The organism is Ruegeria sp. BE10, assembly GCF_056538905.1.
Genome location: NZ_JBQFTX010000002.1, coordinates 470,397 through 495,400, shown reverse-complemented (window position 1 = coordinate 495,400; position 25,004 = coordinate 470,397). Strand labels below are relative to the sequence as shown.

Below are 25,004 nucleotides of genomic sequence, written 5' to 3'. Positions count from 1 at the left end.
TGGTGCCGCTGGTGCAATCGTCATTTGCGACCTTTTAGGTCAGATCACGCGCTTTTTCAGCAAATAGATATCCATGATCCAGCCATGATCGGCACGTGCCTTGGCGCGGGTGTCCAGAAGCTCCTGCGCTACATCGGTCAAAGCGCCTTTGATCAGGATTTCCTCTTTCATGCCGACATAGGCACCCCACCAGATGTCATAATCGGCCATGTCCAGGGATTGAAACGAACACTCGCCATCCAGCATTACCGCTACTTTCGAGGCAGTTGCCGGCCAGCCTTCATCCCTGATCCGCCGTCCGGTAGTCACAACAAAAGGGGCGCCCAGATCATTGATCGGGATGGCGTGGGCGGCCGTCAATGCCTGCAGCGCGGTGATGCCAGGGATCACCCGTGTCGTGGGCTCAGGGTCCAGCCGCGACGCGATTCGCAGCGAGCTGTCATAAAGCGACGGGTCGCCCCAGATCAGCAGCGCCACTTGTCGCGCATTCGGGTGGGCCGCAATCGCCTCGTGCCAGCGCAGGGCAATGGCATCATGCCATTCGTCGACCCCGCGCAGATAACCATCATCGGCCCGGCGCTTGGGAATGTCGAAATAGGCGATCTGCGGCGGAGTGTCAGTCACAGCTGCAATGATCTCTTCGCGCAACCCGGCCAGATCAGCCTTGTTCTCGCCCTTGTGCGGGATCAGGATCAGGTCTGCATCGCGGATGGCATTTGCCCCTTGCAAGGTCACGTGATCCGGGTTGCCAGTGCCAATTCCGATCAGAGACAACTCAAACATCGTCGAACTCTGCCAACGGGCCATACAGGATCAGCGCCGGGGCTGTGCCGATCTCGGCCTCCAGCTTTTGCGACAGCGCGCCAATTGTTGCACGGTGCAGGCTCTGGTCGGGAGTCGATACGGATTCGGCCATCAGGGCTGGTGTTTCCAGCGGCAGGCCATGCTCATGCAGTGCATGTACCAACAGGGGAAAGGTCCGTTTGCCCATGAACACCACAGTCGTTGCATCCGGATCGGCCAGCGCGGGCAGGTTCAGATCTTCGGGCAGTTTGCCACTGACATCGTGGCCAGTGACAAATTGCACCCGCCGCGCAGTGAGGCGTCGTGTCAGGGGTATTCCTGCTGCTGCCGCCGCCGCAACCGCCGAGGGGATGCCAGGGATGATTTCATATTCGACCCCGGCCGCACGCAGGGCAACCAGTTCTTCCTCCAGCCTGCCGAACAACCCGCCATCACCAGATTTCAATCGCACCACGCGAGCGCCGGTCTTGGCGTAATCCACCAACAGGCGGCTTACGTGATCCTGCTTGGGTGAGGGTCGCCCGGCCCGTTTGCCCACGCCCACCAGATCTGCATCGTCATGCGCATGACTTAGGATTGGGCCGCTGCTGAGGTCATCAAACAGCACCGCATCTGCTTTTTGCATCCGGTCGACTGCTTTCAGGGTCAAAAGATCAGGATCGCCGGGGCCGGAACCTATGAAGGATACGAAACCGCTCATGCCGAGGCCTCGGCGATCAGGTGAAAGAACGTACCGGTGACGTTCCCGCGCACCGAACCTGTTTGCGGCCCTTCAGCACCTTCAGCATCAAACACCCGCGCCAGCGGTACGTCCGGCTGTTCTACGATCGAAGAATAATGGAATTCATGCCCCCGCAGAGCTGTGTCGGCTGCAAAACCGGGCATCGGGGCCAGCAATTCTGCGCGCCGATACCCCAGATTGAACTTGCGCTTTTCATACGAGGTCACCAGCCCCAGCAGGCCTGCCATCTGATGTCGCTCGCCGTCTTTGTCGATTAAGGCCTGTCCCAGCGCCATGTATCCACCGCATTCCCCATGCACGGGTTTGGACTCAGCGTGTTTGCGCAGTCCGGTCTGGAACGTGTCGGCGGCAGCCAGTGTGCCCGCATGCAATTCCGGATAGCCACCGGGCAGCCAGACAAGATCGGCATCGGCAGCAGGTGCCTCGTTCGCCAGAGGTGAAAACGGCAGAATTTCTGCACCCGCAGCGCGCCAGCCTTCCAGCAAATGCGGATAGGTAAAGGAAAACGCGGCATCGCGGGCCAGCGCAATCCGTTGCGCCGGAGGGCGCGGTAGCGCGGCTGACGATGGCCCATTGGGGCCTGAGGAAGCCGCCGCCTTGACCGCCTCAAGATCCACATGTTCGCGCAGAAACGCGGCATAGCCGACAATTGCGCTTTCCAGATCGGGATGCTCAACGGCCTGAATCAGACCCAGATGGCGTTCCGGCAGGGTCAGATCACCGCGTCGGGGCAAAACGCCCAGAACTGGCAGACCCGCGCGCTCCATACCCAGACGCGTCAGACGCTCGTGCCGCGGGCTGGCGCAACGGTTCAGGATTACACCGGCAAAGGGCAGATCGGGGTTGTACATCCGAAACCCCAGTGCAGTTGCCGCCGCTGATTGCGCCTGACCGCCCACATCCAGCACCAGCACCACAGGCCAGCCCATGCGCTGGGCGGTTTCGGCGCTGGACCCGTGCCCCAGCTCGCCCGGCTTGGCGACGCCGTCAAACAGCCCCATCGATCCCTCGGCGACCACGATATCCGCACCCTCAGCCTGAGCCGAAATCGCACTCAGCAACGGGTCACCCATAGCCCAACTGTCCAGATTAAACGAGGCCCGCCCGGCTGCTGCCCGGTGAAAGGCAGGATCAATGTAGTCCGGACCGCTCTTGAACGGTTGCACGGTCAGCCCATCCTCGGCCAAGGCCCGCAACAGGCCCAGCATGACCGTTGTTTTACCAGTACCCGACGATGGGGCCGAAATCAGAAGGCCCGGGGGGTTAGTCATCACCGTGGCTCCAGCTTGACCACGGGCTATCGGCGCTTTGGGGGCGATAGCGACGGTCGTAATCCTTTGAATACAGGCAACTTTCATCGAACCCTTCGCCTGCCAGCGCCGGACCCACTATGATCAGTGCGGTGCGCGAGATGCTTTCATCCAGCGCCTCTTTCAAGGTGTCCAGCGTGGCGCGGATGATCCTCTCATCCGGCCAACTGGCGCGATACACCACGGCCACCGGGCAGTCCGCGCCATAGGCGGGGGTCAGATCGGCAATCACCTTGTCCAGATTGCCGATCGACAGGTGAATGGCCAAAGTCGCACCGGTGCGGGCAAAATTCTCCAGCGTCTCACCTTCGGGCATCGAGGATGCACGGCCCGGCGTCCGGGTCAGCACCACGGATTGTGCCAGTCCAGGCAGGGTCAGCTCGGTTCCCAGTGAAGCCGCCGCAGCAGCAAAGGACGGCACGCCCGGCGTCACGCTGACCGGGATGCCCATCTCTTTCAGCCGTCTGATTTGTTCACCCATCGCTGACCAGACCGACAGGTCGCCGGAATGCAGGCGCGCCACATCCTGACCAGCCTGATGTGCGGTCTCGATCTCGGCCATGATCTGATCCAGATCCATCGACGCGGTGTTTACGATCTTTGCGTCCTCGGGACAGTGACCAAGGATTTCCTCGGGCACCAGCGACCCGGCGTAAAGGCATACCGGGCAAGACGCGATGATATCACGTCCGCGCAGGGTCAGCAGGTCGGCAGCGCCCGGACCGGCGCCAATGAAATGAACAGTCATGCTTGTCCTCCGATGGCTATGGCGCAGGTGGCCAGCCGGTCGTCTGAGATTTGTCTGGGTGAGGTCAGCCGCGCACCGGATCCGGCAGCGGCAAGGGCGGATGCTTCGGCCACGCTGCCGGTGCCATACGTGGCGCGGCTGCGGTTCGAGCAGGTGAGCGTGCGCTGCCCGGCCAGATCGGCAGGGGCGACGAAATGCAAGGGCAGTGCGATGGCCGAGGCGAATTCGATCAACGCAGGATGTCCGTCTTTGTCCGCCACCGTGGCCAGCGCATCCACGCGCTGCCCGTCGCTGGCCCGGTCAAAGGCCGCGCGCAGGCTGTCCAACGTGGCCGTAGATGAAAATCCCAATCCCGCGACGATCATAGGGTGACGCTCCACTGCACCACCGGATAAGCGGACTTCCAGCCGCGCCGGGGGCCAAGTGCCGAGGCTTGCGCCAGTTCGATCCGCAACAGCTCGCCGCCCAGCTTGTCTTGCCATTGCGCGAGCAAAGCTTCGCTTTCCAACGTCACCGCGTTGGCGACCAGCCTTGTGCCTTTGGGTAGGGCGGCTTGCAGCCATTCCATCAGTTCGGTGCTGAGACCACCGCCGATGAAAACCACGTCCGGCAAGGTCAGACCACCCAGTGAGCCCGGAGCAGTGCCGTGCACAACATTCAATCGGTCCTGGCCCAGCGTATCAGCGTTGCGCCGAATGCGTTCGGCGCGATCTGCGCGGGGTTCGATGGTTGTGGCCGTCAGGGTCGGGTCACACATCAGCCATTCGATGCTGATCGAACCCGTGCCGCCGCCGATATCCCAAAGGTGTTCGCCCCGCTGCGGCGCCAGTGCCGACAGAGTTAACGCCCGCACGGGGCGCTTGGTAATTTGGCCATCGGTTTCAAAAATCTCGTCCGGCTTGCCCGACGCCTTTGGAAAGGCGCGGCCTTCGCCTGCAACCTCAAGCCCGACGCAGACCGGGTGGTCGAATCCGCCCAGCAGCGCTTCGGTCAGCGATACACTGCGCGCCCGTTCGCGAGGGCCGCCCAGAGCCTCCATCACATGCAGGCGGGTGTCAGGAAATCCAGTTTCGGTTAGGTAGGTCGCCAGTTCCGCCACTGCCTTGCCGTCCCGCAACAGAAGGATGGCGCGTACTCCCGGTGCCAGATCAGGACGCAACCGGGTCAGCGGGGCCGCGTGCAGGCCGAAGGTCAGCGTGTTCTCTAGCGGCCAGCCCAATCGCGCAGCGGCCAGTGAAAAGGTCGATTGGCCGGGCAGGGCAGTCCATTCGCCAGCCTCGAAATTGCGCGCGATAACTGAACCTGCACCAAACCAGAAGGGATCGCCCGAGGCGAGAACCACAGTCGGACGGCCCCGAAAGCCGGCCAGCATCGGAAGGCCATCGGAGAAAGGCACAGGCCACTCAACCCTCTGCGCGCCGGTTTCTGGAATCAGCGACAGGTGCCGCGGCGGGCCCATGACGATTTCGGCGCGTTCCAGCACTTGACGGCTTGCCGGTGGCAGGCCATCCAGTCCATCTTCGCCCAAGCCCAGAACGGTCAGCCACGGAGCTTTAAGCATGACACACCTCCTGATCCTTGGCGGTACGACCGAGGCCAACGCGCTGGCTAAGGCCGTGGCCGAGCAGGGCGTTCCGGCAACCTATTCCTATGCCGGACGGGTCGATAACCCCCGCCCGCAACCCTTGCCTGTGCGTGTCGGTGGTTTTGGCGGCGCGCAGGGGTTGGCGCAGTACCTTTGGGATCACGCGATCACCCACGTGATCGATGCAACTCATCCCTTTGCCGCACAAATGAGCCTGAACGCCATTGCCGCCTGCCGCGATACCGGGCTGCCGCTGGCTGCGCTGACCCGTCCGGCCTGGACGGCGCAAGACGGGGACCGCTGGCAGCACGTTTCTCATATCGACGGCGCAGTGGCTGCCCTGTCCGGCCTGGCGCAACGTGTCTTTCTGGCCGTGGGGCGGATGCACCTTGAGGACTTCGCCGCCCAGCCCCAACACCACTACCTGCTGCGGCTGGTGGATGAACCCGGTGAATTGCCCGTGCCGAATTGCGATGTGGTTGTGTCGCGCGGGCCGTTTTCCGAAGCGGATGACCGGGCGCTGATGCAACGCCATGACATCGAATTGGTCGTATCCAAGAACGCAGGCGGCAGCGGCGCGCGCGCCAAGATTGATGCCGCGCGGGCGTTGGGCCTGCCCGTACTGATGATCGACCGTCCGATCCTGCCACAACGACACGAACTGACGAGCGTAACGCAGGTTTTGGACTGGCTGGCTCATTCCGGTGTGAACCTCGGGGTGTAGACGATCGGGGCGCTGTTGCGATCAATCACACGGGTCAGGGATGATCCCACGATAACCACCGTCTGCATGTCCGCCATATCCGGCGTTGCCTCGGCCAGTGTCGAAACCCGGATCGCCTCATCCGCGCGGGATACGGCGCGGGCGAACAGGATCAGACGTTCGGGCTCACATTCCTCGCGCAGTATTTCCAGCGTCTTAACAAAGCCTTTGGGGCGGGATTTTGAGCGCGGGTTGTAAAACGCCATCGCGAAATCACCCTGCGCCGCCAATCGCAGCCGTTTCTCGATCAGCGACCAGGGTTTCAGATTGTCGCTGAGGTTGATGGCACAGAAATCATGCCCCAAAGGTGCCCCCGCACGCGCCGATGCGGCCAGCATCGCGGTGATGCCCGGCAACACGTCGATGGGAATTTCGCGCCATTCAACAGGGCCATTTTCCAGCGCCTCAAACACGGCGGCCGCCATGGCAAACACGCCTGGATCGCCCGAGGACACAACGACCACACGTTTCCCCTCGGCCGCCATCTGCAACGCGTGCTGCGACCTGTCAATCTCGACGCGGTTGTCGCTGGCGTGCAGCGTCAGGCCGGGGCGTTCGGCCACGCGCGCGACGTAAGGGATATAGCCGACGATATCCGTGGCCTCGGCCAATGCGGCGGAAACCTCGGGCGTTACAAGGTCCTCGTTTCCGGGGCCGAGACCCGCGATCTTGACCCAACCGCTCATGGCCGCCGCCCCTGACCATGCACGATGATGATCGAGAAGTAGGGTGTGACCTTGTCACATGCCTCGGACAGTTTCGTCACGGTCTGGTTCGGCATCTGAGCGTATTCGACGATCCATGCTCGATCATACAGGCCAGCCGTTTTCAGGGCCCGTTTCACCTTTTCGATGTTGCGCCCGATCTTCATCACCACCAAAGCATCGGTCTGCGCCATGCGTTCCGCCAGAGTATCTTCGGGGAGTGTGCCGACCAGAACGGTCAGGACATCATCGCCCCACGTGATCGGGTCACCGGTTGCTGTCCACGCGCCGGACATACCGGTGATGGCGGGAACGACTTCGACGTCAGCTTCGTCACGCAAGCGGCTGTAAAGATGCATGAAAGACCCATAGAAAAATGGGTCACCTTCACACAAAACCACCACATCCTCACCTTCATCGGACAGAGTTTTCAAATGCGCGGCGCAGTCTTTGTAGAAGGCAGACAGCAGCTCGTTATAACGCGGATCGGTTAGGGGGATTTCGGTGGTGACGGGATATTCCATCGGAAATTCCACAGCATCGCCGGGGATCATGCCATTGACGATCTTGCGTGCCTGACCGCTGCGGCCAGGTTTGCGGAAAAACGCCACGTGGCGCGCATTGCGCAGCAGACGGTCGGCCCGAACGCTCATCAGGTCCGGGTCGCCGGGGCCAAGGCCGACGCCGTATATCTTGCCCGCGCTCATTCCGCGCGGCTCGCGATGGCGTTGACGGCGGCGACGGTGATGGCGCTGCCGCCCAGACGACCTTTGACGATACAGGATGGCACCGGTTGCGCCGCCCACAAAGCGTCCTTGGATTCGACCGCGCCGACAAAGCCCACCGGGCAACCGATGATGGCTGCAGGACGCGGGCAGTCGGGATCTTCCAGCATGTTCAACAGGTGAAAGAGTGCTGTCGGAGCATTGCCGATGGCCACAACAGCACCTTCAAGATGCGGGCGCCACAATTCCAGCGCAGCGGCCGAACGGGTGTTGCTCATCTCGGCGGCCAGCGGACGTACGCGTTCGTCATGCAGGGTGCAGATCACTTCATTGTCGGCGGGGAGGCGGAACCGGGTCACGCCCTCGCTGACCATGCGCGCGTCACACAGGATTGGCGCGCCGTTTTCCAGTGCCGTGCGGGCAGCGGTCACAAAGCCGGGTGAGAAATGCACGAACTCTTCCAGCCCAACCATCCCGGCGGCATGGATCATGCGGACGGCAACCTGCTCTTCGTCGGCGTCGAACCGGGCCAGATCGGCCTCGGACCGAATGGTGGCAAAGCTTTCCTTATAGATCGCTGCGCCATCGGTTTCATATTCATAGGGCATCAGGTCAGGTCCATGGTCATAAGTGTTTCGGGGGTCAGCCCGCGTTGGCAGGGCTCATCCCCTGCGCGGCCGTGTTTGACAAGGTCAAATCGTCCATCGCGACCGACCAAAGTGACATCCGCTGTTCCCATTCGGGCGCATCCTTTTGAGCAGCCCGACACATGCAGGCTGCCTTCCACATGCGGTGCCAGCGCTCGGGCGACAGCACGGGTTTCTACCTGCGCCTGCGGGCAGAACGGTGCACCGGGGCAGGCGTCGGTGGTCATCAGCGGATCGGTGCCATCTGTGACAAAGGCCGGGGCCGGGATCGCCGCCCCGCCTTCCAGCAGGAACAGCCGCCAGGGGGTCACCCGCAGGGCGGAAGCGCCTGTGTCCTCGATCAAGCTGAACAGACGCCGCGCAGGCAGTTGCCCGAATGCTGCACCATAAAGTGTGCCCAGTTCACAAATGCCAGGTTGTAGCGGTGAGCCAACAGCGTTGGCTGGGCTGCCTTGCCATTCCAAAGGCAAAGCTTGTGCTGCGACCACGCGGGCCATGCGGCGATTGTCCGAGGTTTGGTTTTCGGCAAACCATTCAGCCAACGCGATAAGCTGGTCTATGGCTTCGACCTCTGAGACGGCGCGCCCCGTCTCGCATCCATCGGCGCGAAGGATCAGGCCCTCCGCGCCGGTCTCCAGCCGGATATCCGCAGAATCCGCGGCCATCAGACGGGCCGGGCCAGTGTCGATGGCAAAACCGAATTTCGCAGGCAAGGCTGGCAGGTCTGCCAGTCGATGGATCAAAGATTGCGTCAGCCGCGCGGTCAGATCGCCCGTTTCGTAAAGCGGTGAAACCAGAATGTTGCGGCGTACTTCGATGCCCGGCTCGGCGTCCAAAAGATCCAGCGCGGAAAGCTCAGAAAGCAACGATTTGTGATCGGCCTCTTTCACACCACGTAATTGCAGGTTGGCTCGGTTGGTCAGGTCGATGGTGCCATTGCCAAACCGCTCGGCCAACTCGCACAAGCCCAAAGCCTGCGTCGCATTCAGACGTGCCAACCGGGGGCGCACCCGCACCACCAGCCCGTCACCCGACATCATCGGACGATGGGCGCCGGGGCACCAGCCTTGAACAACAGGTTTTGAGGTGGGGGCGCTCATCCCAACCCCTCCAGATCCGCGCGGATCGAGTTCCGGCGTGTGTTCCACAACCCCGCGTCAAGCAATGCGCGGAACCGGTCCTGCATGGCTTGATGTGCTTCCGGATTGGCCTCTTGCAGGAAGGCGTCAACCTCGGCGTCACCCAGCGTGGCATCGTGGTACAGATCGAACAGGTGCGGAGCGACTGTGCCGGACAGGTGGGCAAAAGACGCCATATGGTCCAGCGTCGCCGCGATCTCTGCGGCCCCGCGGAACCCGTGCCGTTGCATCCCTGCAATCCAGCCGGGATTGGCAGCGCGGGCATGAACCACGCGGCTGATTTCTTCGGACAGGGTACGAGCGCGGGGAGTGTCGGGGTTGGTATTGTCGAGGTGGTACAATTGCGCGCTGCCGCCGGTGACGGTCTTGGCAGCGGCAAACCCGGCCTCGTGCGTGGCATAGTCGTTGGCCAGTAGCAGGTCGGTCTCGGTCAGGTCCTGCAGGTGGACAAAGCTGTCGGCATTGGCGACGCGTTCGGTGATGCCGGTGACATCCTGCGCGATATGGTCGCCCTCCAACGCAAAAGAGCTTGCCTGCAGCCATGCTTCACCCGCCTGCGCGCGGGCTTCATCGGTATAGATTTCAGACAGTTGCGTCATATTCACGCCATAGCTGCCGGGCGCGGGGCCAAAGACTCGCGCGGCAGGGGCTTGCCCGGCATAGGGGTTCCAATCCGGGGCTTCATCACGGTCAGACAAGGCACGGACGGCCTGACCGAACAGTGCCGAAAGCGTCGGGAACACGTCGCGGAACAGGCCCGATACGCGCAGGGTCACATCTAGGCGAGGGCGGCTGAGATCGGTGATCGGCAGCACTTCGATGCCTGACACTCGCTCGGACCCCTTGTCCCAGACTGGCTTGACGCCCAACAGGTGCAGCGCCATGGCGAATTCTTCGCCTGCCGTGCGCATGGTGGCCGAGCCCCATAGGTCGACGATCAGGCCCTTGGGATAATCACCTTCCTCTTGCAAATGCCGCCGCACCAGCTCTTCGGCCAGCTTCACGCCTTGGGTATAGGCGGCGCGGGTAGGAACCGAACGCGGATCGGTGGTATAGAGGTTCCGACCGGTAGGCAGCACATCCGACCGCCCACGATAGGGTGAGCCGGACGGTCCGGCCTCGATCCGTTTTCCCGCCAGCGCGTCAAGCAGAGCCCTGCGTTCCGCACGGACGGAAGAGGCGGGGTCAAAATTACCGGTGACCTCAGGCGTGCGACCAAAGATGTGCAACCCGTCACCGAACTGGCTTTCCTTGATATCGCAGACAAACCGGTCGATGCGGGTGATTGCCTCGGCGGTGCAGGTGGCCTGATCCAGACCCAGATCGCTTTCCAACCCGATGGCCTGCGCCTCATCACGGATATCTTCTTGCAGTCGGTCTCGGCGCTTGGGGTCCAGCCCGTCGGCGTTCGAAAACTCGTCCAGCAGGGATTCCAGCCGCACCATCCGGTCGGGCGTGCCGCTTTCCTTCATCGGGGGTGGGATATGACCCAGCGTGACCGCCCCGATCCGGCGCTTGGCCTGCGCGGCCTCGCCGGGGTCATTGACGATGAAGGGGTAGATCACCGGCAGATCGCGGATCAGCGCCTCGGGCCAGCAATTCGCCGACAGGGCGACCGATTTGCCGGGCAGCCATTCCAGCGTGCCATGCGCGCCGATATGGATCAGCGCATCCGCACCCAACCCTCTGCGCAGCCACAGATAAAAGGCCACATAGCCGTGGCGTGGGGTGCGTGAGAGGTCGTGGTAATCATCCTCGCGCAACTCGGGCGTGCCGCGTTCGGGTTGCAGCGCGATCAGCGCCTTGCCACGGCGCAAGGCGGTGAATTGGAAAGCGCCGTCTGTGAATGCTGGGTCATCCTCGGGCCTCCCCCAAACGGTTTCGAGGTCGCCGCGCAATTCATCCGGCAGATCGGCCAGCGCCGCCAGATAATCCGCAAGCGGCCACGATACCCTTGCATCCATCAGGGTTTCGGTAATGGGTTGGGCGGGGGCGGTTTCGTACCCTTCGCCCTGCAGATCGGCCAACATCGCCTCGGCTGAGGCCAGCGCGTCCAACCCAACAGCATGGGCCATCTGCCAGTCCTTACCAGGGTAAGTGGACAGCACCAGCACCGGGGTTTGATCGGCCTTGGGCTTGTCATGCAAAGCTAGCCACCCGGTCACCCGGTCGATGATGGCCTCGATCCGTTCATCTTCGGCCCGGTGGGCAAATCGCGAGTATTCCAGATGTGGGTCACGTTTCCCGGGTTCTTTGAATGAGGCGATGCCCGCCGAAATCCGCCCGTCTACCTCGGGCAACACCACGTGCATGGCAAGGTCGGCGGGCGAGAGGCCACGTTCCGCCTCGGCCCAGGCCTTGCGGCGTGCAGTTGACAAAGCGACCTGAAACACAGGGACATTGGCCGCGTCCAGCGGAGATGTGCCAGACGCGCCCTTGCCCGAGAATGAAGTGGCGTTGATGATGGCCGACGGCTGCATTGCTACGATATTTCCGCGCAACCATTCGGCGGCGGTTGGGGCTTTCAACGACGGCGCGAACAGGCCCACAGCCTCGAACCCGCGCGCGCGTAGGTTACGGATCAGGACCGCGACCGGGGCGGCGTCCGCCGAGGTCAGGTAAGCGCGGTAGAAACTCACGAGAATGCGTTTTGCATCGCCCGTGAACGCCTTTTCCACTGGGATCACGCCACGATCCGGGCACCAGGCGCCGCATTCGGGGATGGTTTTAGCGCCCATCACAGGGCCTGCATAAAGCCCCGCCGCCAGCGCCATCTGTGCCAGCGCGGCCTGCGCTGCAACTTCGCCGCCGGTATCGCACAGATGCGCCAGCCGCCGCAGGGTTGAAACGGGTAGGGTGGAAAAGTCGTCCAACCGCGTATCTTCGCGCCCATCAGCTGGCAGGACAGCCAGCGCGATGCCCTTGTCCTGCGCCAGCGCCAGAACCTGCTGCAGGCCATAGGACCAATAAGGCACGCCGCCGATCAGGCGGATCAGGATGCCTTTCGCACCTTCCAGAGTTTGTTCGACGTAGGTGTCGACGGACAGAGGGTGTTTCAGCGCCGTCAGATTGGCCAACCGCATCGTGGGCATCCGCCCCTCAGCCCCGCCACCGCGATGCCAGCCTGCCGCGAAAGCTCCGAGGTCGCTGTCCGAAAAGGACAGCACCACCAGATCCGCCGGGCTTTGGCCCAGATCGGTCGGGGTCTCGGTTTCCTCGAGCCCGTGGCTTTCGCGGAAGACGACGTGCATGGCTTACTCGGCGGCCTCGGTCACACCCACGAGGATCTCGCGGATCGCGGCCTCTTTGATGTCGTCATGTTCGGCAATCACCACCAGACGCGAGCGGCGCTCTTCGCCGGGTTCCCATGGGCGGTCGTACTGATGTCGCACGCGTGCGCCAACCGCCTGGACCAACAGACGCATCGGCTTGCCCTGAACCGCGGCATAACCTTTGACGCGCAGGATGTTCAGCTCATTGGCCAAGCGCTCGATATTGGCGACCAGTCGGGCCGGGTCGGTCTGTTCAGGCAACTCGACGATGACGCTTTCGAAATCGTCGTGCTCATGATCGTGGTGGCCATCGTGGTGCGACGGGCGTGCGTCCATGTCATCCTCGGCGGCAGCCTCAAGCCCCAGTACGACGCGCACGTCCACAGCGCCTTCGGCAACTTCGACGACGGGCAGGGAGCGCGGAGCCTCGGCTGCGATCACTTCTTTGGCCTTTGCCACGCCTTCCGGGCCAGCCAGATCGGGCTTGGTCAGCAGGATGATGTCGGCGCAGGAAATTTGATCCTCGAAAACCTCGGACAGGGGTGTTTCGTGGTCGATCGAGTCATCGGCCAGGCGCTGGGCGTCCACCGCCTCGACATTGGGGGCAAAGCGACCGGCGGCAACAGCCTCGGCATCGGCCAGGGCGATCACGCCGTCCACGGTGATTTTCGAGCGGATATCGGGCCAGTCAAACGCTTTCAACAGCGGCTTTGGCAGAGCCAGACCGGACGTTTCGATCAGGATGTGATCAGGGCGCGGCTCCAGTGCCATCAGCGCCTCGATGGTCGGAATGAAATCATCGGCCACGGTGCAGCAGATGCAGCCATTGGCCAGTTCCATGATATTTTCCGCCGGGCAATCGGGAATGGCGCAGGACTTCAGGATATCGCCATCGACGCCAACATCGCCGAACTCATTGACGACAACGGCCAGACGCTTGCCCTGCGGGTTCTGCATTAGATGTTTGACCAGCGTGGTTTTGCCCGAACCCAGAAAGCCGGTGATCACAGTGACGGGGAGTTTTTCGAGGTTGCTCATTTCAGGGCTCCAATCGGGGGAATACGGGCCGCACAGTTTTTGCGGAAATGTTCGGGACGTTCGCGCCATTTGACCAAGCCGTCTTCGGCGGCGAGATACTTGGTGACGCCTTCGACGATGGTGTCGACATGGTCGATTTCGTTCAGGTTTTCGTACACAAAGGTCCAGCGGGTCGGTCCGCCGCGCAGCACTATGGAACAACCCTGATCGCAATTTGACAGGCACTCGACCGGCTTCAGCACGATACCTTCGGGCAAATCTGCGTCTTCCAGTGCCATGTGCAGCAGGGCACCTGGACGTTGCGCATCGTCTTCAATCGGCAGGCCACGCCGACAGGTCGTGCAGACCAGCAGCTCGACTGGTGCAGTCTCGGTCACGTCTCTCATCCCCCCAAATCCTCTTTGCAGGGGACGGGGTTTCATGCGGGCCACGTCTGCACATGGACCCGACACCGGATCACCCCGTCCGGTTTCAACTTCGGGCGCTGGCAGGTCTCCCGGCTTGCGGATGTCGGGGCGTTTGCCCCGGCAGATGTCCCGCCTTCCCGGCCTTGCGGGCCAGTGGCATTGGGCACCCTCTCCGGTCACGGTCGCGGGGGCGGCTGCGTTTGACGGTTGCCCGCTGACGCATTCCCTTTTCATCCATCCGAAGATGGACACCAACGCATGCGACATGCGGCACGGGCAGGGGGCTTGTCAAGCACGAGGCGCATGGTGAAATCGTTCAAACCAAAAAAGCGACCAGCCTGTGTCAATCTGCGGCATGCACGGCCAGCCGTTCCCGCAGCCAGGCGCAAAACAACCCTGCCGCAGCGGTCGGTTGCGCAGCGCCTTGTGTACTGATCAGGTAATGCGACTGGGCAAAGGGAATCGCAGGGCCCGCAATTGCAATCGGCGCAGCCTGCCGGATCGCATTCCTGGCGAACCGTTCCAGAACCGTTGCATAGCCCGCCCCGGCCATTACAAGCTGCAGTGCTGCGACCGAGGTGTCCACCGAATGTCGGGGCGGCTGGTCCGGAAGCGCGAGCCCGTTGGCCTGAAAATACCGCGCCCAGTTATCTTCGTATCCAAGGATATGAATCAGAGGGCCTTGCCACAGTACGTTCAGGGTCGCGGGCGAGTCCCCGGCCCGGCATACCGGTACCAGCTTTTCGTCTGTCAGCTTTTCGGACTGAACGCCGGGCCAATCGCCATAACCTAGCCGGATTTCCACATCCACATCGCCTGGGGCCACGCTGTCATTCCAGATGTGCGAGACAAGGCGTACGGGGATCTCGGGATGGCGAGTGGTAAAGTCGGGCAGTTCCGCTGCGACCCAATAGGTGGCCGTCGATATCGCCGCACGGATTGTCAGGGTCTGGCGCGAGGCAGGGCCGAACAGGCTGTTGGTGGACAGGGCGATGTCGCCAAGCGCACGCCGCACAGTCAACGAATAAGACTGCCCCAGCTCAGTCAGTTCCAACCGCCGGGCATTCCGGGTGAACAGCTTTTGTCCAAGCTCGGCCTCAAGCGACCGGATATGCAATGAGACCGCCGTCTGCGTCAGGCCCAGCTCTTTTGCTGTGGTGGTAAAATTCAAATGCCGCGCGGCGGTTTCAAAGCTGCGCAGCCATGTGGGGTTTGGAAGGCGGTCCATATATCACCAAATTATTTTGACCATAATTGGCATTATTAATCATTTTCGTTTCTGACAGACAACACAGATACTCGGTCCGAATACGACCGTCAGGAGGGAAATATGAAAGTCGGATTTATCGGTTTGGGAAACGTGGGCGGCAAACTGTCCGGCTCGCTTCTGCGCAACGGGATTGACCTGACGGTTCACGACCTTAACCCCGATCTGGTGGCCGAGTTTGCGGCCAAGGGGGCCGAAGCCGCCGAGAGCCCGGCGCAGATGATGCGGGATTGTGATGCTGTTATAACCTGCCTGCCGTCCCCGGCGGCCTCGGACGCAGTGATGCAGGATATGCTGCCCGAGGTCGGGCCAGGCAAGATCTGGATGGAGATGTCGACCACCGACGAAGCCGAGGTCAAACGATTGGGGGCCATGGTGATCGAGCGTGGAGGCGCGGCGGTGGATTGCCCGGTTTCGGGCGGGTGCCACCGGGCGGCTACTGGCAATATCTCGATTTTTGCCGGATGTGATCGCGAAACCTTTGAGCGGATTTTGCCGTTTTTAACCACGATGGGGCGGCGCGTGTTGCACACGGGGGAGTTGGGCTCAGCCTCGGTCCTAAAAGTTCTGACCAACTATCTGGCGACCGCCAACCTGATCACCTGTGCCGAAGCGCTGGTAACGGCCAAAGCGGCCGGGATGGATTTGAACACCACTTATGAGGCGATAAAGATTTCGTCGGGTACTTCGTTCGTGCATGAAACAGAAAGCCAGGTCATTCTGAACGGGTCCCGCGATATCTCTTTCACCATGGACCTTGTCAAAAAGGACATCGGACTGTTCCAAGACGTCGCCGACCGCGCCGGAGTACCCTTGGAAATCAACCCGGTAATGATCCGCATCTTCGACGACGGTATCGCCCGCTATGGTGAACGCGAACTGTCACCGAATATTATCAAGCGGTTGGAGGACGCGACCGGGCTGGATATCACGGCGCCCGGTTTCCCGACCGAGATGCACGATGATGAACCGGAAGAGCCGGGTTATGAAGTTATCCCACAGAGAGGTCAGGCCGAATAGCGCACACCGAGCGCAGTTGAATACCGGTTAGATAATCAAAGAAGTGGAGGCGAGTACCTGTTTTGAAATAGTACCCTTGAGGAAATATTGCAGCATAAAAACAATATATTACGTTGTTTTTCACGCCATTCTAAAGCGAAAATGTTGCGGGAAATGTTGCGGGATTGGTATGAAGCGATAGAGCGCTGCACGCCACCTTGTCTGTTGAGAAGAATTCTCATAACGAGTTGCCTAACAAACTGATTTCCACCAGTTTTCAAGAACTACTACTTAATGAAGGTTAAGCAAGATGGGTTGGCCCGCCCCTACGTTTTCCAAGAACCGAGTCAGAAAAGCCGGTAAAAAAATTGCTGAAACTTATAATCGCGATGAAGGATTGCTTGCCTGGGGTTTCAATATTCCTACAGAAGAGTTCGAAGTCGCTGACAACTGGAGGGCTTCGCACGGCGCGGTACTCAATACGGCTCAAGCCTGGTTGCGAAGGTTGGACAAAGATCAGCGCCCCGTTGTTGGGCAAAGGCTGAAGCGCTTCAATACCATAATCGATAAGCTGCACACTGGTCGGTCCAGAGATCTATCGACAATGCACGACATTGCCGGCGTAAGAGCGATCTTTAGATCTGAGGATCACTTGCACAGTTTTCGATCTCAAATGGAAATGTCTCGTGCAAAGCATAGACGTACAAATGATCGCGACCGCTTTGACTATATTTCTTGTCCAAAAGATTCAGGATATCGGGGCATTCATGACGTCTATGAAAGACAAGTCGCTTCAATCAGCGGTGCACCTTGGAACGGGCTTAAGTTCGAAGTTCAATTGAGAACAGCGGTCCAACATGCTTGGGCCACCGCCGTAGAAATTTACGACAGTACTGCTGCGGCTCGTTTCAAGTTTCAGAAGTCCAGCCAAAACAGTACCGTCAGTTTCAGATTATCAGTGAAATTTTTGCGCGGGTTCACGAAAATCGAGCCTCATGCATTGAAGGAATTTCGGACGTTCAACTCGTAGAAGAGTTGAGAGAGCTCGAATCCGAGATCCGAATGGTTTCGATGATTGAAGGCTTGAAGGTGGCTGAGCACCATGGCGCGATCAGGCAAAACAGTATTTTGCAGAGGACCAACGACGGTAAGTTGGTTGTTCATTCCTACATCAGTTTGGGGGGCGCTATTCGCGCCATTTCACAAATTGAATCGGCTCCAGAAACGGTGAATGCCGTACTTGTAGGAGCTTCAACTCCTCAGCAAATTCGCGATGCATTCCGAAACTACTTTGACGACACCTCGGATTTCGTCGACCTCCTCGATAGCGCGGTAAAGCAGGTTGTTTAGCGCAAAAACTTACCCTCCTTTTTCCTGGTTTTCAGGTTGCGGAATAAGTTGCGGGATTTTGGAAAAAGTTAACGCGCAAAATCAAGGCAACTGTTTGAAATCAAACAGTATCAGCCGGTTAGGTTCTCAGGGTGTTAACTTTTATGGAGGCGAGTACCGGACCCGCTACCATTTTTCTAAGTCGTTGAATTGCCCGGATTATCGGGAATGAGGTTAGATCATGTGTCGCACCCTAGTGTCACACCGGGGGTTAGGCAACATCTATTGATTACGTTCGTTCAGTCTGTATGGCAAACTGCAGGGGTGCTTCCTCAGTGAAGTCTTTAGTGGTCGGACCTGCGGGTGTTTATCCCAGTGTTATGGGAACTGTCATTTTCCAGTTTAGAAGAATGGATATGGGTCGTGAGCAGTACCTTTAGGTTTCTGGTTTGGTGTTTTGCCGAGGTAAACTTCTGGGCTGTTTTGCTTGAACGTCAAGTGAGACTATGACACCATTTGGACATGGCCCGCCTAGGCCACCTCCCTCCAATCGGGAAAGCACTAAACGTGCAAGGTGTTTCAATCATCGAATTTGCCATGTGGGCGTTCGCATAAGGAGGGGTTGTGAATTCGGCTCACTTGGAGGTTCGATATGAAACTTTCTAAGCCTATTCCGGTACTCAAGAATGAGGCCAAACTACTGGCTAAAGCCGAGGGTGTAACACGCACAGAAGCGTTGAACCGCATCGCCGTTCGAGAGGGCTTTCAAGCGTGGAGTGATCTATCTGCAAATGCGGAAACTACTCGCAAGGATGACTTGCCATCTGAGATTACATCTCTACCGTTAACCGGCGCATTGCGCCAAGAGGCAATCAGATTAGCGAATTTCGCCTTCGACGACGCGATGTACCGAATGGAAGTAAAAAATCTAGCACGAGCAAGAGAGAGATGGGACGTCGAAGCCTACGTGGATAAGACGATTTCTGGTGACATGATCCCAATTGGTACAGGTTATGGTTTGTCCTTGCTGGAGGCTTTCATGATCCATGATGCTCTTGATATCGCGATGGATGCTGATGAGGAAGAAAACCAGTCCGGCTGACGTATTTTTGTAAGCCTTTTGAATGGTAAATTAGCGAAACCAACTGACATGGTGGAACTAGCTACGGTCAGCCGGGCCGGGACATCGCGGTCCGTCTGGCACCTAATACTTTTGTGGGACTAACTCACCCGAGAAAGCGACCGATCATCGAACTTCATTGATTAGGGTGGTTACTTCCCAACTGCGCAGCTAAGAGCCTGTGCAGACTGCGTTGCATCGCTCACGGGGGTGCGGGGGAAGTACGCTAGGATAGGTTATTAGATAGGGTTACGAAAAAATTTGTCGGATTTTGTGATTAACCAAAACCAAGAGTTTCTTAGGCACGTTAAACAATCCATTGAAGAGGCTAACTTACCGGACCAAGGAGCAGCTCAGTCTTGGGCTTTTGAGCCTTACCTAAAGCTAAATGATGAGCGGACGCAGTGTATGCTCGACAACACACTGCGGAGGCTGTGTGCCGAATGGCAATCCAGTTATGTGCGCAGACCAAACTCGCGCGCTCAACGTATGTTCAGCGAATGTGCAGGCATTATCCTCACTAATGTGCTGAGGGCACACGTGAAGCGACAGGGGATGCCGGTTGGCATAGGAAGACAGAAAGAACGCCTTGATCGTGAGAGTAGGTATAGACCAGAGCACATGACTTCTCATCGCCTTCGCATGGCACTTGAATGGTTACTGAAGACCGACCTCATAGTCATCACGGAACAGGGGTATCAGTACGGTGACAATGCGCAGCATACTCGCTTTGCAATGACGGCAAAGTCCATTGAGGCATTGTACACCAAACAGTTGACACTAAAGGCCTTCAAGACCACAGCACCTGACGAGGTTCTGATACTAAGGAATGGTGAAAAGCAGCCTATCAAGTACGTCGACACTGAACACACAAAGGCCATGAGACGTGCGTTGGTCTTGATCAATGGAGTGAATGCACAGGCTGCGATATCCACCTCAAGACCGCTGGGTTATCATGACCTCAAGGTGGAGCATGCTGATGCGGGACTTGCCGATGCAGCAAAGCACCTGCGTCGTATCTTCAACAACAGCACATTTGAGCAAGGTGGGCGGTTCTTTGGAGGATGGTGGCAACATATACGCAAGGAGATGCGTCGCATCATAAAGATCAATGGGGATGCTACCATTGAGGCAGACTATAGAGGCTTCAACCCCGGTGTATTGCTTGCAAAGGCAAGGGTGGTATTGCCAAGCGACCCATACTCAGTTGTCAAAGGAGTATCCAATAGCGAGAAATTGCGTGAGCATGCAAAGTCTACGCTGGCCGCGTTCCTGAATGCCAAGAATGCTCATATTGCCGAGCCCAGAGGGTTTGATGAAAGTGAACATGGGATGACCGTGGAGGAATTCCGCCAATCCGTTCTCGATGCCTACCCGATGGTCCAGCGAATGATTGGGCAGGACGCGGGCCTTAAGTTGCAGCGGGAGGAGAGTGATCTGGCCGAAAAGGTCATGCTGCACTTTGTCCGGCAAGGATATCCGATTTTGCCTGTTCATGATGCCTTTATAGTGCAGGCTCATCTGCGAGACGAACTTGTGTCAGTCATGAAAGAACAGTTCCACAACAAGTTTGGACAAGTGCCTGAGGTCAAGGTGAAGGCTTCCTTGGCAAAATCCGATTGAGCACAACTTCTCCATCCACCCTATAGTTCCCCATTACCGGGGCGAATAAGAAGCTGCTGGCGTTTTGCCATTTCCGCAGTAAAAAAGAGCCAACAACAATAATCACATTGGGACATGTTCGATGCAGAACCTTCTTCACGATCTGACGGAACTTTTGCAGGCGGAGCAAGCATTTATCGCAGACGGTGCGATCCTAAAGAACGCTGTGGTCGAGGCTGCATTAAATATGAACCCGGTACTGCTGACGCTGTTGATGCAATCCGAGAATATTAAGACCCACTTCTTTTCCGATATTGCTGGGGTACTGGTCTTCGACAAGGTTAAGTTTCAGGAATTTGTGTCCAACAAAGCATTCTTGCCTGACAGCTACACTGCCTTCAAAAACCGCATCGGCCTGACGGAAGGGCGCGGCGGCTACATTAGTCAGTCGCGCGACGTGGTGTTGGTGTGGCCTTATAAAGACTGCGTGCTGGAAGGGGGCATGACGAAAGAGGACCGGGGCCGGAACGAGGTGTTCTGGAACACGACGCTGGCCCCGGACGACATTACTCGGCTTTTTGAGCCAAAGGTGATGACGGGCTGGGAGCGTTGGGATGCTGACGCCGTCGCTAGCGGAAAGGCAAAACCTGTGGGCTTGGTTTCCGAGGAAGACAACATTCTCCTTAGGGGAAATAACTTGTTTGCTATGCATTCATTGAAAGCAAAATATGCTGAGAAGGCTAAGCTGATCTACATTGACCCGCCATTCAATACGGAAAGCGACAGCTTCAAATATAATGACAGGTTCAATCACTCAACATGGCTCACGTTCATGAAAAGCCGCCTGCAGGTTGCGCGGGACTTACTTCGACGCGACGGAACTTTGATGATCCACATAGACGAAAAAGAACTTGCTCACCTAAAAGTGCTGTGTGACGAAGTTCTGGGTCGAGAGAACTTTCTCAACATTTTTTGCATAAAGACTTCTGATCCTTCGGGTCATAAAACTGTAAACCCATCACCATACTCGCAAACAGAGTACGTATTGCTTTATGCTAAATATAAGCCATCGTACGTGTATGAAGTACACTATGTCGCCTCCGAATATGACAGCGGTTACAACAAGCTAGTTGTTAACAGAGACGCTCCTTATTCAGATTGGGAAGTTGTCGGCCTGAATGATCACGTCGCCAAACAGAATGGCTACAACGATACCAGACAAGCCAAAGCTGCGTTGGGTGGTCACATTTTTGAAGGTCTAGTGGCGGAGTTCGCATTCAAAAACCGAGGCGCCGTTTTCCAGGCCACGGCAATCGCAAATGATGCTTCAACCAAGATCGTTTCTGTACGCGACCAATCCAAGAAAGAAGAAGGGAAAGTTTTTAAAGTTGAGGGGAAGTCTGGGGATATATTTGTGCTAAACGGGCGGCAGGTGTATTTTTATGATAATAAAATCAAGTCGATAGACGGATCTCTCACTCCTGCGAAGCCGTTGACAAACTTGTGGACAGACATCCCGTACAACGGGATCTCCAAGGAGGGCGGTGTAACGCTAAAAAACGGTAAAAAGCCAGAAAAGCTGCTGCGCCGTATAATCGAAATAAGTACCAGTGAAGGGGATCTAGTAGTGGATTTTTTTGCTGGGAGCGGAACGACAGCTGCAGTTGCCCACAAGCTAAGGCGGAAATGGATAGCGGTAGAACAATTGGAATACATTAACTCATTGCCAAAAAAACGGTTCCAAAACGTTATCGCCGGGGAGCAGTCAGGGGTTTCAAAAGTGATCAAATGGAAGGGCGGTGGATCGTTTGTCTATGCTGAGCTTGCGGGCTCAAACTCTACGTTTGCTGATCGGATCGAAGCGGCCCCGGACATGACCACGCTACAAACCATCTACGCCAACATCCAAGCCACCGGCTATCTGCGCTATGACGTGGACCTGTGCGGCTTTGACGCCGACGACTTCGAGGAACTTTCGCTCGAAGACGCCAAGCGTGTGTTGATGGACTGCCTTGATGCCAACCACTTCTATGTAAATCTAGGCTCCTTAGATGATGCAGACTTTGACATTTCTGACCAAGACGCCGCTGCAACCCGCTCTTTCTACGGGCTGGATGCATGACCCAGACCCTAAATGACAAACTTGCTGCGGCGGTGGAGATGGGACTGCTGAAAAAGGACATCCCCGACCACATCACAGGCAACCTATCTCCGAATATCGCCCTGCGCCCCTATCAGGTGACGGCGCTGGAACGGTTCCTCTTCTTTGTTGAGGACTACCCGCAAAAGCCGTCCAACCCACACTTGCTGTTCCACATGGCTACGGGCAGCGGCAAGACGGTGCTGATGGCGGCGCTGATCCTTGACCTCTACCGGCGCGGCTATCGCAACTTCCTGTTCTTCGTGAACTCCGCCCAGATTATCGAGAAGACCAAGGAAAACTTTCTCAACGCCGCGTCGGCCAAGCACCTGTTCGCGCCCACTATACGCATTGACGACAAACCCGTGGACATCCGCACGGTGGACACCTTCGATGCAGTTTCAGGCGATGCGATCAACATTCACTTCACCACCATTCAAGGGCTGCACACGCGGATGCAGGCCCCGAAGGAAAACGCTGTCAACATAGAAGACTTCCGGGACTACAAGGTAGTGATGATCTCCGACGAAGCGCACCACCTGAACGCTGAGACCAAGAAGACGCTGACCAAGGGCGAGGCTGAGGAGAAGGCCAGTTGGGAAGGCACAGTTTCCGAGATTTTCCGCCAACATCCCGAGAACATGCTGTTGGAATTTACCGCGACCGTGGACCTTGAGCACGAGGCGATCCGGGCGAAGTATCACGACAAGATACTCTACGACTATTCGCTTCGGCAGTTTCGTGGAGACGGTTACTCCAAGGACATTGAGTTGCGGCAGGCCGATTTGACCCCAGCGGAACGGATGAAGCAGGCAATGGTCCTGAGCCAATATCGCCGCAAGGTGGCCGAGGCGCACGGGCTTCATTGCAAGCCAGTGATCCTGATGAAGTCCAAGACGATCAAGGAAAGTGCCGAGAACGAAAAGGCCTTCACGGCGATGATGGCCGGATTGTCAGGTGAGGCGCTGGACACGCTCAGAGCGGCTTCTGAGGGCGATAAGACCCTTTCGCGGGCATTCTCCTTCATCATGGATGAAAGGGCCATGAGCGGCGAGGATTTCGCTCGTGAACTTCAAGGAGATTTTGCCGCCGAGAAGGTGGTTAATGTCAACGATCCCAAGGATTTGGAAAGAAGACAGATTGAGTTGAACGCCTTGGAGGACCGCGACAACGAGATACGTGTGATCTTTGCCGTCGATAAGCTGAACGAAGGCTGGGACGTGCTGAACCTGTTCGACATCGTACGGCTCCACGATACCCGCGATGGCAGGGCCAACAAGGTGGGCAAGACCACGATGGCCGAGGCGCAGTTGATCGGGCGTGGGGCGCGATACTTTCCGTTCATAGCCCCGGATCAGCCTGACGCGGCACCGGAAAAGCGCAAGTATGACAGCGCCGTGGATACCCCTCTGCGCATCTTGGAGGAACTGCACTACCATTGCTCGCACAATCCTAAGTACTTGGACGACATCAAGCGAGCACTTCGAGAAACCGGCATGTGGGACGGTGAGCCAAAGACTGTCCGACTGCGGCTCAAGGAAAGCTTCAAACAGACTGACCTGTATGAGCGGGATCATGTCTGGGTGAACGACCGGATGAAGAACCCGCGTGAAGGTGTGGAGGGACTGGACGCCTACAAGATCGAAGGCTCCTTCACTTATCCGAACCTGATGACAGGGCGGGTGACGGAAGCCTCAGCCTTCGGCGGAGGGCAATCAACATCGAAGCCGTCGAGCAAGGAACCCGTGTCCCGCGACTTCAAACTGGCGGACTTTGGCAGGGCCATTCTTGGCTTTGCGATGGACGCCAACGGCTTCTTCCACTTCGCCAACCTTCGGCCCTATTTTCCGCAACTCGCCAGTGCCGCACAGTTTATCGCCTCTGACACCTATCTGGGCGGCGTGACAGTGAGCGTGCGCGGTTTGCCCGATGACTTGGACAACCTAACCGCACGGCAAAAGCTGGGCATCGCGCAATACGTTCTTCACCAAATCGAAAGCGGCGTGAAACGGGAAAGTGTCGAGTATATCGGCACCAAGGACTTCAAGCCGTATCGCATCAAGGACCGCTTTACCGACAAGACGCTGAAATTGCGCATCGAGGGCGAGACCGGGCTAAGCTGGACGGAGAGCAACGTGCCCGGACTGGGTCAGATTGACCTAAGCGGCAAGGACTGGCACGCCTATGACGACAGTTACGGAACGGATCAAGAAAAGCACTTCATCAAGTATATGCACGATCAGGAAGCCCAATTGCGCGGCGTGTATGACGACTTCTACTTGCTGCGGAACGAAAAGGCGGTGAAGCTGTACGACTTCGACACCGGGCGCGCCTTTGAACCCGACTTCGTTCTGTTTCTGCGGAAGAAGGGCGAAGACGCCAGCACGATCTTGCAGCTATTCATTGAACCGAAGGGACACCATTTGCGCCCGCAAGACGACTGGAAGCAGGACTTCCTTGCACAGGTGAAAGCCAAGGCCAGACTTGAGACGGTGTTCCAAGGTCGGGACTATACCGTTCTTGGATTGCCCTTCTTTAATGAAACAGGCCAAACCAATACCGACTTCAAAGCGGCATTCGATACTGAGGCGCTGGACGCATAGTCCGTTCCCATTGTCTACTTTTGCTAGTTTGCCGAGACTGGAGAGGGTCTCTCCCCACCA

22 protein-coding genes and 1 riboswitch are annotated in these 25,004 nt (G+C 58.1%); of the genes, 8 read left to right on the top strand and 14 right to left on the bottom strand.

The genetic code is table 11. From position 1 onward, the window contains the following. Nucleotides 1-39 precede the first annotated feature (39 nt). The 6 genes from cobF to cbiE are packed head-to-tail and all read right to left on the bottom strand — an operon-like array spanning nt 40 to nt 5,165. Nucleotides 40-783, bottom strand: a complete 744-nt coding sequence (gene cobF, locus ACR0M2_RS07850) for a precorrin-6A synthase (deacetylating) (RefSeq protein WP_480704477.1) — start codon at nt 781-783, stop codon at nt 40-42. Further along, the gene (cobA, locus tag ACR0M2_RS07845) at nt 776-1,504 is read right to left on the bottom strand and encodes a uroporphyrinogen-III C-methyltransferase (RefSeq protein ID WP_480704475.1); all 729 of its coding nucleotides are present in this window, start codon (nt 1,502-1,504) and stop codon (nt 776-778) included. Before cobA ends, cobF begins: the two co-directional genes overlap by 8 nt. After that, complete coding sequence (locus ACR0M2_RS07840; RefSeq protein WP_480704474.1) at nt 1,501-2,817, bottom strand: cobyrinic acid a,c-diamide synthase CobB; 1,317 nt, start codon at nt 2,815-2,817, stop codon at nt 1,501-1,503. The genes cobA and ACR0M2_RS07840 overlap by 4 nt, the downstream gene beginning before the upstream one ends. After that, nucleotides 2,810-3,604: a precorrin-4 C(11)-methyltransferase gene (gene cobM, locus ACR0M2_RS07835; protein ID WP_480704473.1), complete on the bottom strand. Its 795-nt coding sequence runs from the start codon at nt 3,602-3,604 to the stop codon at nt 2,810-2,812. The genes ACR0M2_RS07840 and cobM overlap by 8 nt, the downstream gene beginning before the upstream one ends. Continuing rightward, a complete protein-coding gene (locus ACR0M2_RS07830; protein WP_480704471.1) occupies nt 3,601-3,969 on the bottom strand; it encodes a cobalamin biosynthesis protein in 369 nt (122 codons plus the stop codon). The genes cobM and ACR0M2_RS07830 overlap by 4 nt, the downstream gene beginning before the upstream one ends. Then, nucleotides 3,966-5,165 (bottom strand): precorrin-6y C5,15-methyltransferase (decarboxylating) subunit CbiE, encoded by a 1,200-nt coding sequence (gene cbiE, locus ACR0M2_RS07825; protein WP_480704469.1) that lies wholly within the window; start codon nt 5,163-5,165, stop codon nt 3,966-3,968. The genes ACR0M2_RS07830 and cbiE overlap by 4 nt, the downstream gene beginning before the upstream one ends. On the opposite strand from cbiE, the gene ACR0M2_RS07820 reads away from it, so the two are divergent. Further along, a complete protein-coding gene (locus tag ACR0M2_RS07820) occupies nt 5,164-5,913 on the top strand; it encodes a cobalt-precorrin-6A reductase (RefSeq protein ID WP_480704467.1) in 750 nt (249 codons plus the stop codon). The two genes, cbiE and ACR0M2_RS07820, sit on opposite strands and share 2 nt — an antisense overlap. Here ACR0M2_RS07820 and cobJ read toward each other — a convergent pair. The 8 genes from cobJ to ACR0M2_RS07780 form a co-directional block, all read right to left on the bottom strand. Continuing rightward, a complete protein-coding gene (cobJ, locus tag ACR0M2_RS07815) occupies nt 5,886-6,638 on the bottom strand; it encodes a precorrin-3B C(17)-methyltransferase (protein ID WP_480704465.1) in 753 nt (250 codons plus the stop codon). The genes ACR0M2_RS07820 and cobJ overlap by 28 nt on opposite strands. After that, nucleotides 6,635-7,363, bottom strand: coding sequence for a precorrin-2 C(20)-methyltransferase (locus tag ACR0M2_RS07810; RefSeq protein WP_170349249.1), 729 nt, complete (start codon nt 7,361-7,363; stop codon nt 6,635-6,637). The genes cobJ and ACR0M2_RS07810 overlap by 4 nt, the downstream gene beginning before the upstream one ends. Beyond that, the gene (locus ACR0M2_RS07805) at nt 7,360-7,989 is read right to left on the bottom strand and encodes a precorrin-8X methylmutase (RefSeq protein WP_170375980.1); all 630 of its coding nucleotides are present in this window, start codon (nt 7,987-7,989) and stop codon (nt 7,360-7,362) included. Before ACR0M2_RS07805 ends, ACR0M2_RS07810 begins: the two co-directional genes overlap by 4 nt. After that, nucleotides 7,989-9,128 carry a precorrin-3B synthase gene (cobG, locus tag ACR0M2_RS07800; RefSeq protein WP_170375978.1) on the bottom strand — a complete coding sequence of 380 codons (1,140 nt, stop codon included), beginning with the start codon at nt 9,126-9,128 and terminating at the stop codon, nt 7,989-7,991. The genes ACR0M2_RS07805 and cobG overlap by 1 nt, the downstream gene beginning before the upstream one ends. Further along, complete coding sequence (gene cobN / locus ACR0M2_RS07795) at nt 9,125-12,418, bottom strand: cobaltochelatase subunit CobN (protein WP_480704463.1); 3,294 nt, start codon at nt 12,416-12,418, stop codon at nt 9,125-9,127. Before cobN ends, cobG begins: the two co-directional genes overlap by 4 nt. Before the next feature lie 3 nt (nt 12,419-12,421). Beyond that, entirely contained in the window at nt 12,422-13,477 is a 1,056-nt protein-coding gene (gene cobW, locus ACR0M2_RS07790) for a cobalamin biosynthesis protein CobW (protein WP_480704461.1), read from the bottom strand. Next, the gene (locus ACR0M2_RS07785) at nt 13,474-13,863 is read right to left on the bottom strand and encodes a DUF1636 family protein (RefSeq protein ID WP_170410445.1); all 390 of its coding nucleotides are present in this window, start codon (nt 13,861-13,863) and stop codon (nt 13,474-13,476) included. The genes cobW and ACR0M2_RS07785 overlap by 4 nt, the downstream gene beginning before the upstream one ends. 83 nt (nt 13,864-13,946) lie before the next feature. Further along, a riboswitch (cobalamin riboswitch) is annotated at nt 13,947-14,155 on the bottom strand. 72 nt (nt 14,156-14,227) lie between these two features. Beyond that, nucleotides 14,228-15,112, bottom strand: coding sequence for a LysR substrate-binding domain-containing protein (locus ACR0M2_RS07780; RefSeq protein WP_480704459.1), 885 nt, complete (start codon nt 15,110-15,112; stop codon nt 14,228-14,230). 102 nt (nt 15,113-15,214) lie between these two features. Between ACR0M2_RS07780 and ACR0M2_RS07775 the strand changes: the two genes are divergently transcribed. From ACR0M2_RS07775 to ACR0M2_RS07745, 7 genes are all read left to right on the top strand, one after another. Next, nucleotides 15,215-16,171 carry an NAD(P)-dependent oxidoreductase gene (locus tag ACR0M2_RS07775; protein WP_480704457.1) on the top strand — a complete coding sequence of 319 codons (957 nt, stop codon included), beginning with the start codon at nt 15,215-15,217 and terminating at the stop codon, nt 16,169-16,171. A 289-nt stretch (nt 16,172-16,460) separates the two neighbouring features. After that, the gene (locus ACR0M2_RS07770; RefSeq protein WP_480704456.1) at nt 16,461-17,180 is read left to right on the top strand and encodes a RelA/SpoT domain-containing protein; all 720 of its coding nucleotides are present in this window, start codon (nt 16,461-16,463) and stop codon (nt 17,178-17,180) included. Nucleotides 17,181-17,212: 32 nt separating this feature from the next. After that, nucleotides 17,213-17,500, top strand: coding sequence for a hypothetical protein (locus tag ACR0M2_RS07765; RefSeq protein ID WP_480704454.1), 288 nt, complete (start codon nt 17,213-17,215; stop codon nt 17,498-17,500). A gap of 631 nt (nt 17,501-18,131) precedes the next feature. After that, a complete protein-coding gene (locus ACR0M2_RS07760) occupies nt 18,132-18,581 on the top strand; it encodes a hypothetical protein (protein WP_480704453.1) in 450 nt (149 codons plus the stop codon). A gap of 426 nt (nt 18,582-19,007) precedes the next feature. After that, on the top strand, nt 19,008-20,222 hold the full coding sequence (locus ACR0M2_RS07755) for a hypothetical protein (protein ID WP_480704452.1): 1,215 nt from the start codon (nt 19,008-19,010) through the stop codon (nt 20,220-20,222). Nucleotides 20,223-20,343: 121 nt separating this feature from the next. After that, nucleotides 20,344-22,323 carry a DNA methyltransferase gene (locus ACR0M2_RS07750; RefSeq protein WP_480704450.1) on the top strand — a complete coding sequence of 660 codons (1,980 nt, stop codon included), beginning with the start codon at nt 20,344-20,346 and terminating at the stop codon, nt 22,321-22,323. After that, the gene (locus tag ACR0M2_RS07745) at nt 22,320-24,944 is read left to right on the top strand and encodes a DEAD/DEAH box helicase family protein (RefSeq protein ID WP_480704449.1); all 2,625 of its coding nucleotides are present in this window, start codon (nt 22,320-22,322) and stop codon (nt 24,942-24,944) included. Before ACR0M2_RS07750 ends, ACR0M2_RS07745 begins: the two co-directional genes overlap by 4 nt. Nucleotides 24,945-25,004 lie beyond the last annotated feature (60 nt).

Coding starts and splice junctions, on each gene's coding strand:
- cobJ (WP_480704465.1), bottom strand. CDS start 6,638: ATGAGCGGTTGGGTCAAGATCGCGGGTCTCGGCCCCGGAAACGAGGAC.
- cobM (WP_480704473.1), bottom strand. CDS start 3,604: ATGACTGTTCATTTCATTGGCGCCGGTCCGGGCGCTGCCGACCTGCTG.
- ACR0M2_RS07755 (WP_480704452.1), top strand. CDS start 19,008: ATGCTCGACAACACACTGCGGAGGCTGTGTGCCGAATGGCAATCCAGT.
- ACR0M2_RS07840 (WP_480704474.1), bottom strand. CDS start 2,817: ATGACTAACCCCCCGGGCCTTCTGATTTCGGCCCCATCGTCGGGTACT.
- ACR0M2_RS07750 (WP_480704450.1), top strand. CDS start 20,344: ATGCAGAACCTTCTTCACGATCTGACGGAACTTTTGCAGGCGGAGCAA.
- ACR0M2_RS07830 (WP_480704471.1), bottom strand. CDS start 3,969: ATGATCGTCGCGGGATTGGGATTTTCATCTACGGCCACGTTGGACAGC.
- cobN (WP_480704463.1), bottom strand. CDS start 12,418: ATGCACGTCGTCTTCCGCGAAAGCCACGGGCTCGAGGAAACCGAGACC.
- ACR0M2_RS07765 (WP_480704454.1), top strand. CDS start 17,213: ATGGTTTCGATGATTGAAGGCTTGAAGGTGGCTGAGCACCATGGCGCG.
- cobA (WP_480704475.1), bottom strand. CDS start 1,504: ATGAGCGGTTTCGTATCCTTCATAGGTTCCGGCCCCGGCGATCCTGAT.
- ACR0M2_RS07820 (WP_480704467.1), top strand. CDS start 5,164: ATGACACACCTCCTGATCCTTGGCGGTACGACCGAGGCCAACGCGCTG.
- cobW (WP_480704461.1), bottom strand. CDS start 13,477: ATGAGCAACCTCGAAAAACTCCCCGTCACTGTGATCACCGGCTTTCTG.
- ACR0M2_RS07775 (WP_480704457.1), top strand. CDS start 15,215: ATGAAAGTCGGATTTATCGGTTTGGGAAACGTGGGCGGCAAACTGTCC.
- cbiE (WP_480704469.1), bottom strand. CDS start 5,165: ATGCTTAAAGCTCCGTGGCTGACCGTTCTGGGCTTGGGCGAAGATGGA.
- cobF (WP_480704477.1), bottom strand. CDS start 783: ATGTTTGAGTTGTCTCTGATCGGAATTGGCACTGGCAACCCGGATCAC.
- ACR0M2_RS07745 (WP_480704449.1), top strand. CDS start 22,320: ATGACCCAGACCCTAAATGACAAACTTGCTGCGGCGGTGGAGATGGGA.
- ACR0M2_RS07770 (WP_480704456.1), top strand. CDS start 16,461: ATGGGTTGGCCCGCCCCTACGTTTTCCAAGAACCGAGTCAGAAAAGCC.
- ACR0M2_RS07780 (WP_480704459.1), bottom strand. CDS start 15,112: ATGGACCGCCTTCCAAACCCCACATGGCTGCGCAGCTTTGAAACCGCC.
- ACR0M2_RS07810 (WP_170349249.1), bottom strand. CDS start 7,363: ATGAGCGCGGGCAAGATATACGGCGTCGGCCTTGGCCCCGGCGACCCG.
- ACR0M2_RS07760 (WP_480704453.1), top strand. CDS start 18,132: ATGAAACTTTCTAAGCCTATTCCGGTACTCAAGAATGAGGCCAAACTA.
- ACR0M2_RS07805 (WP_170375980.1), bottom strand. CDS start 7,989: ATGCCCTATGAATATGAAACCGATGGCGCAGCGATCTATAAGGAAAGC.
- cobG (WP_170375978.1), bottom strand. CDS start 9,128: ATGAGCGCCCCCACCTCAAAACCTGTTGTTCAAGGCTGGTGCCCCGGC.
- ACR0M2_RS07785 (WP_170410445.1), bottom strand. CDS start 13,863: ATGAGAGACGTGACCGAGACTGCACCAGTCGAGCTGCTGGTCTGCACG.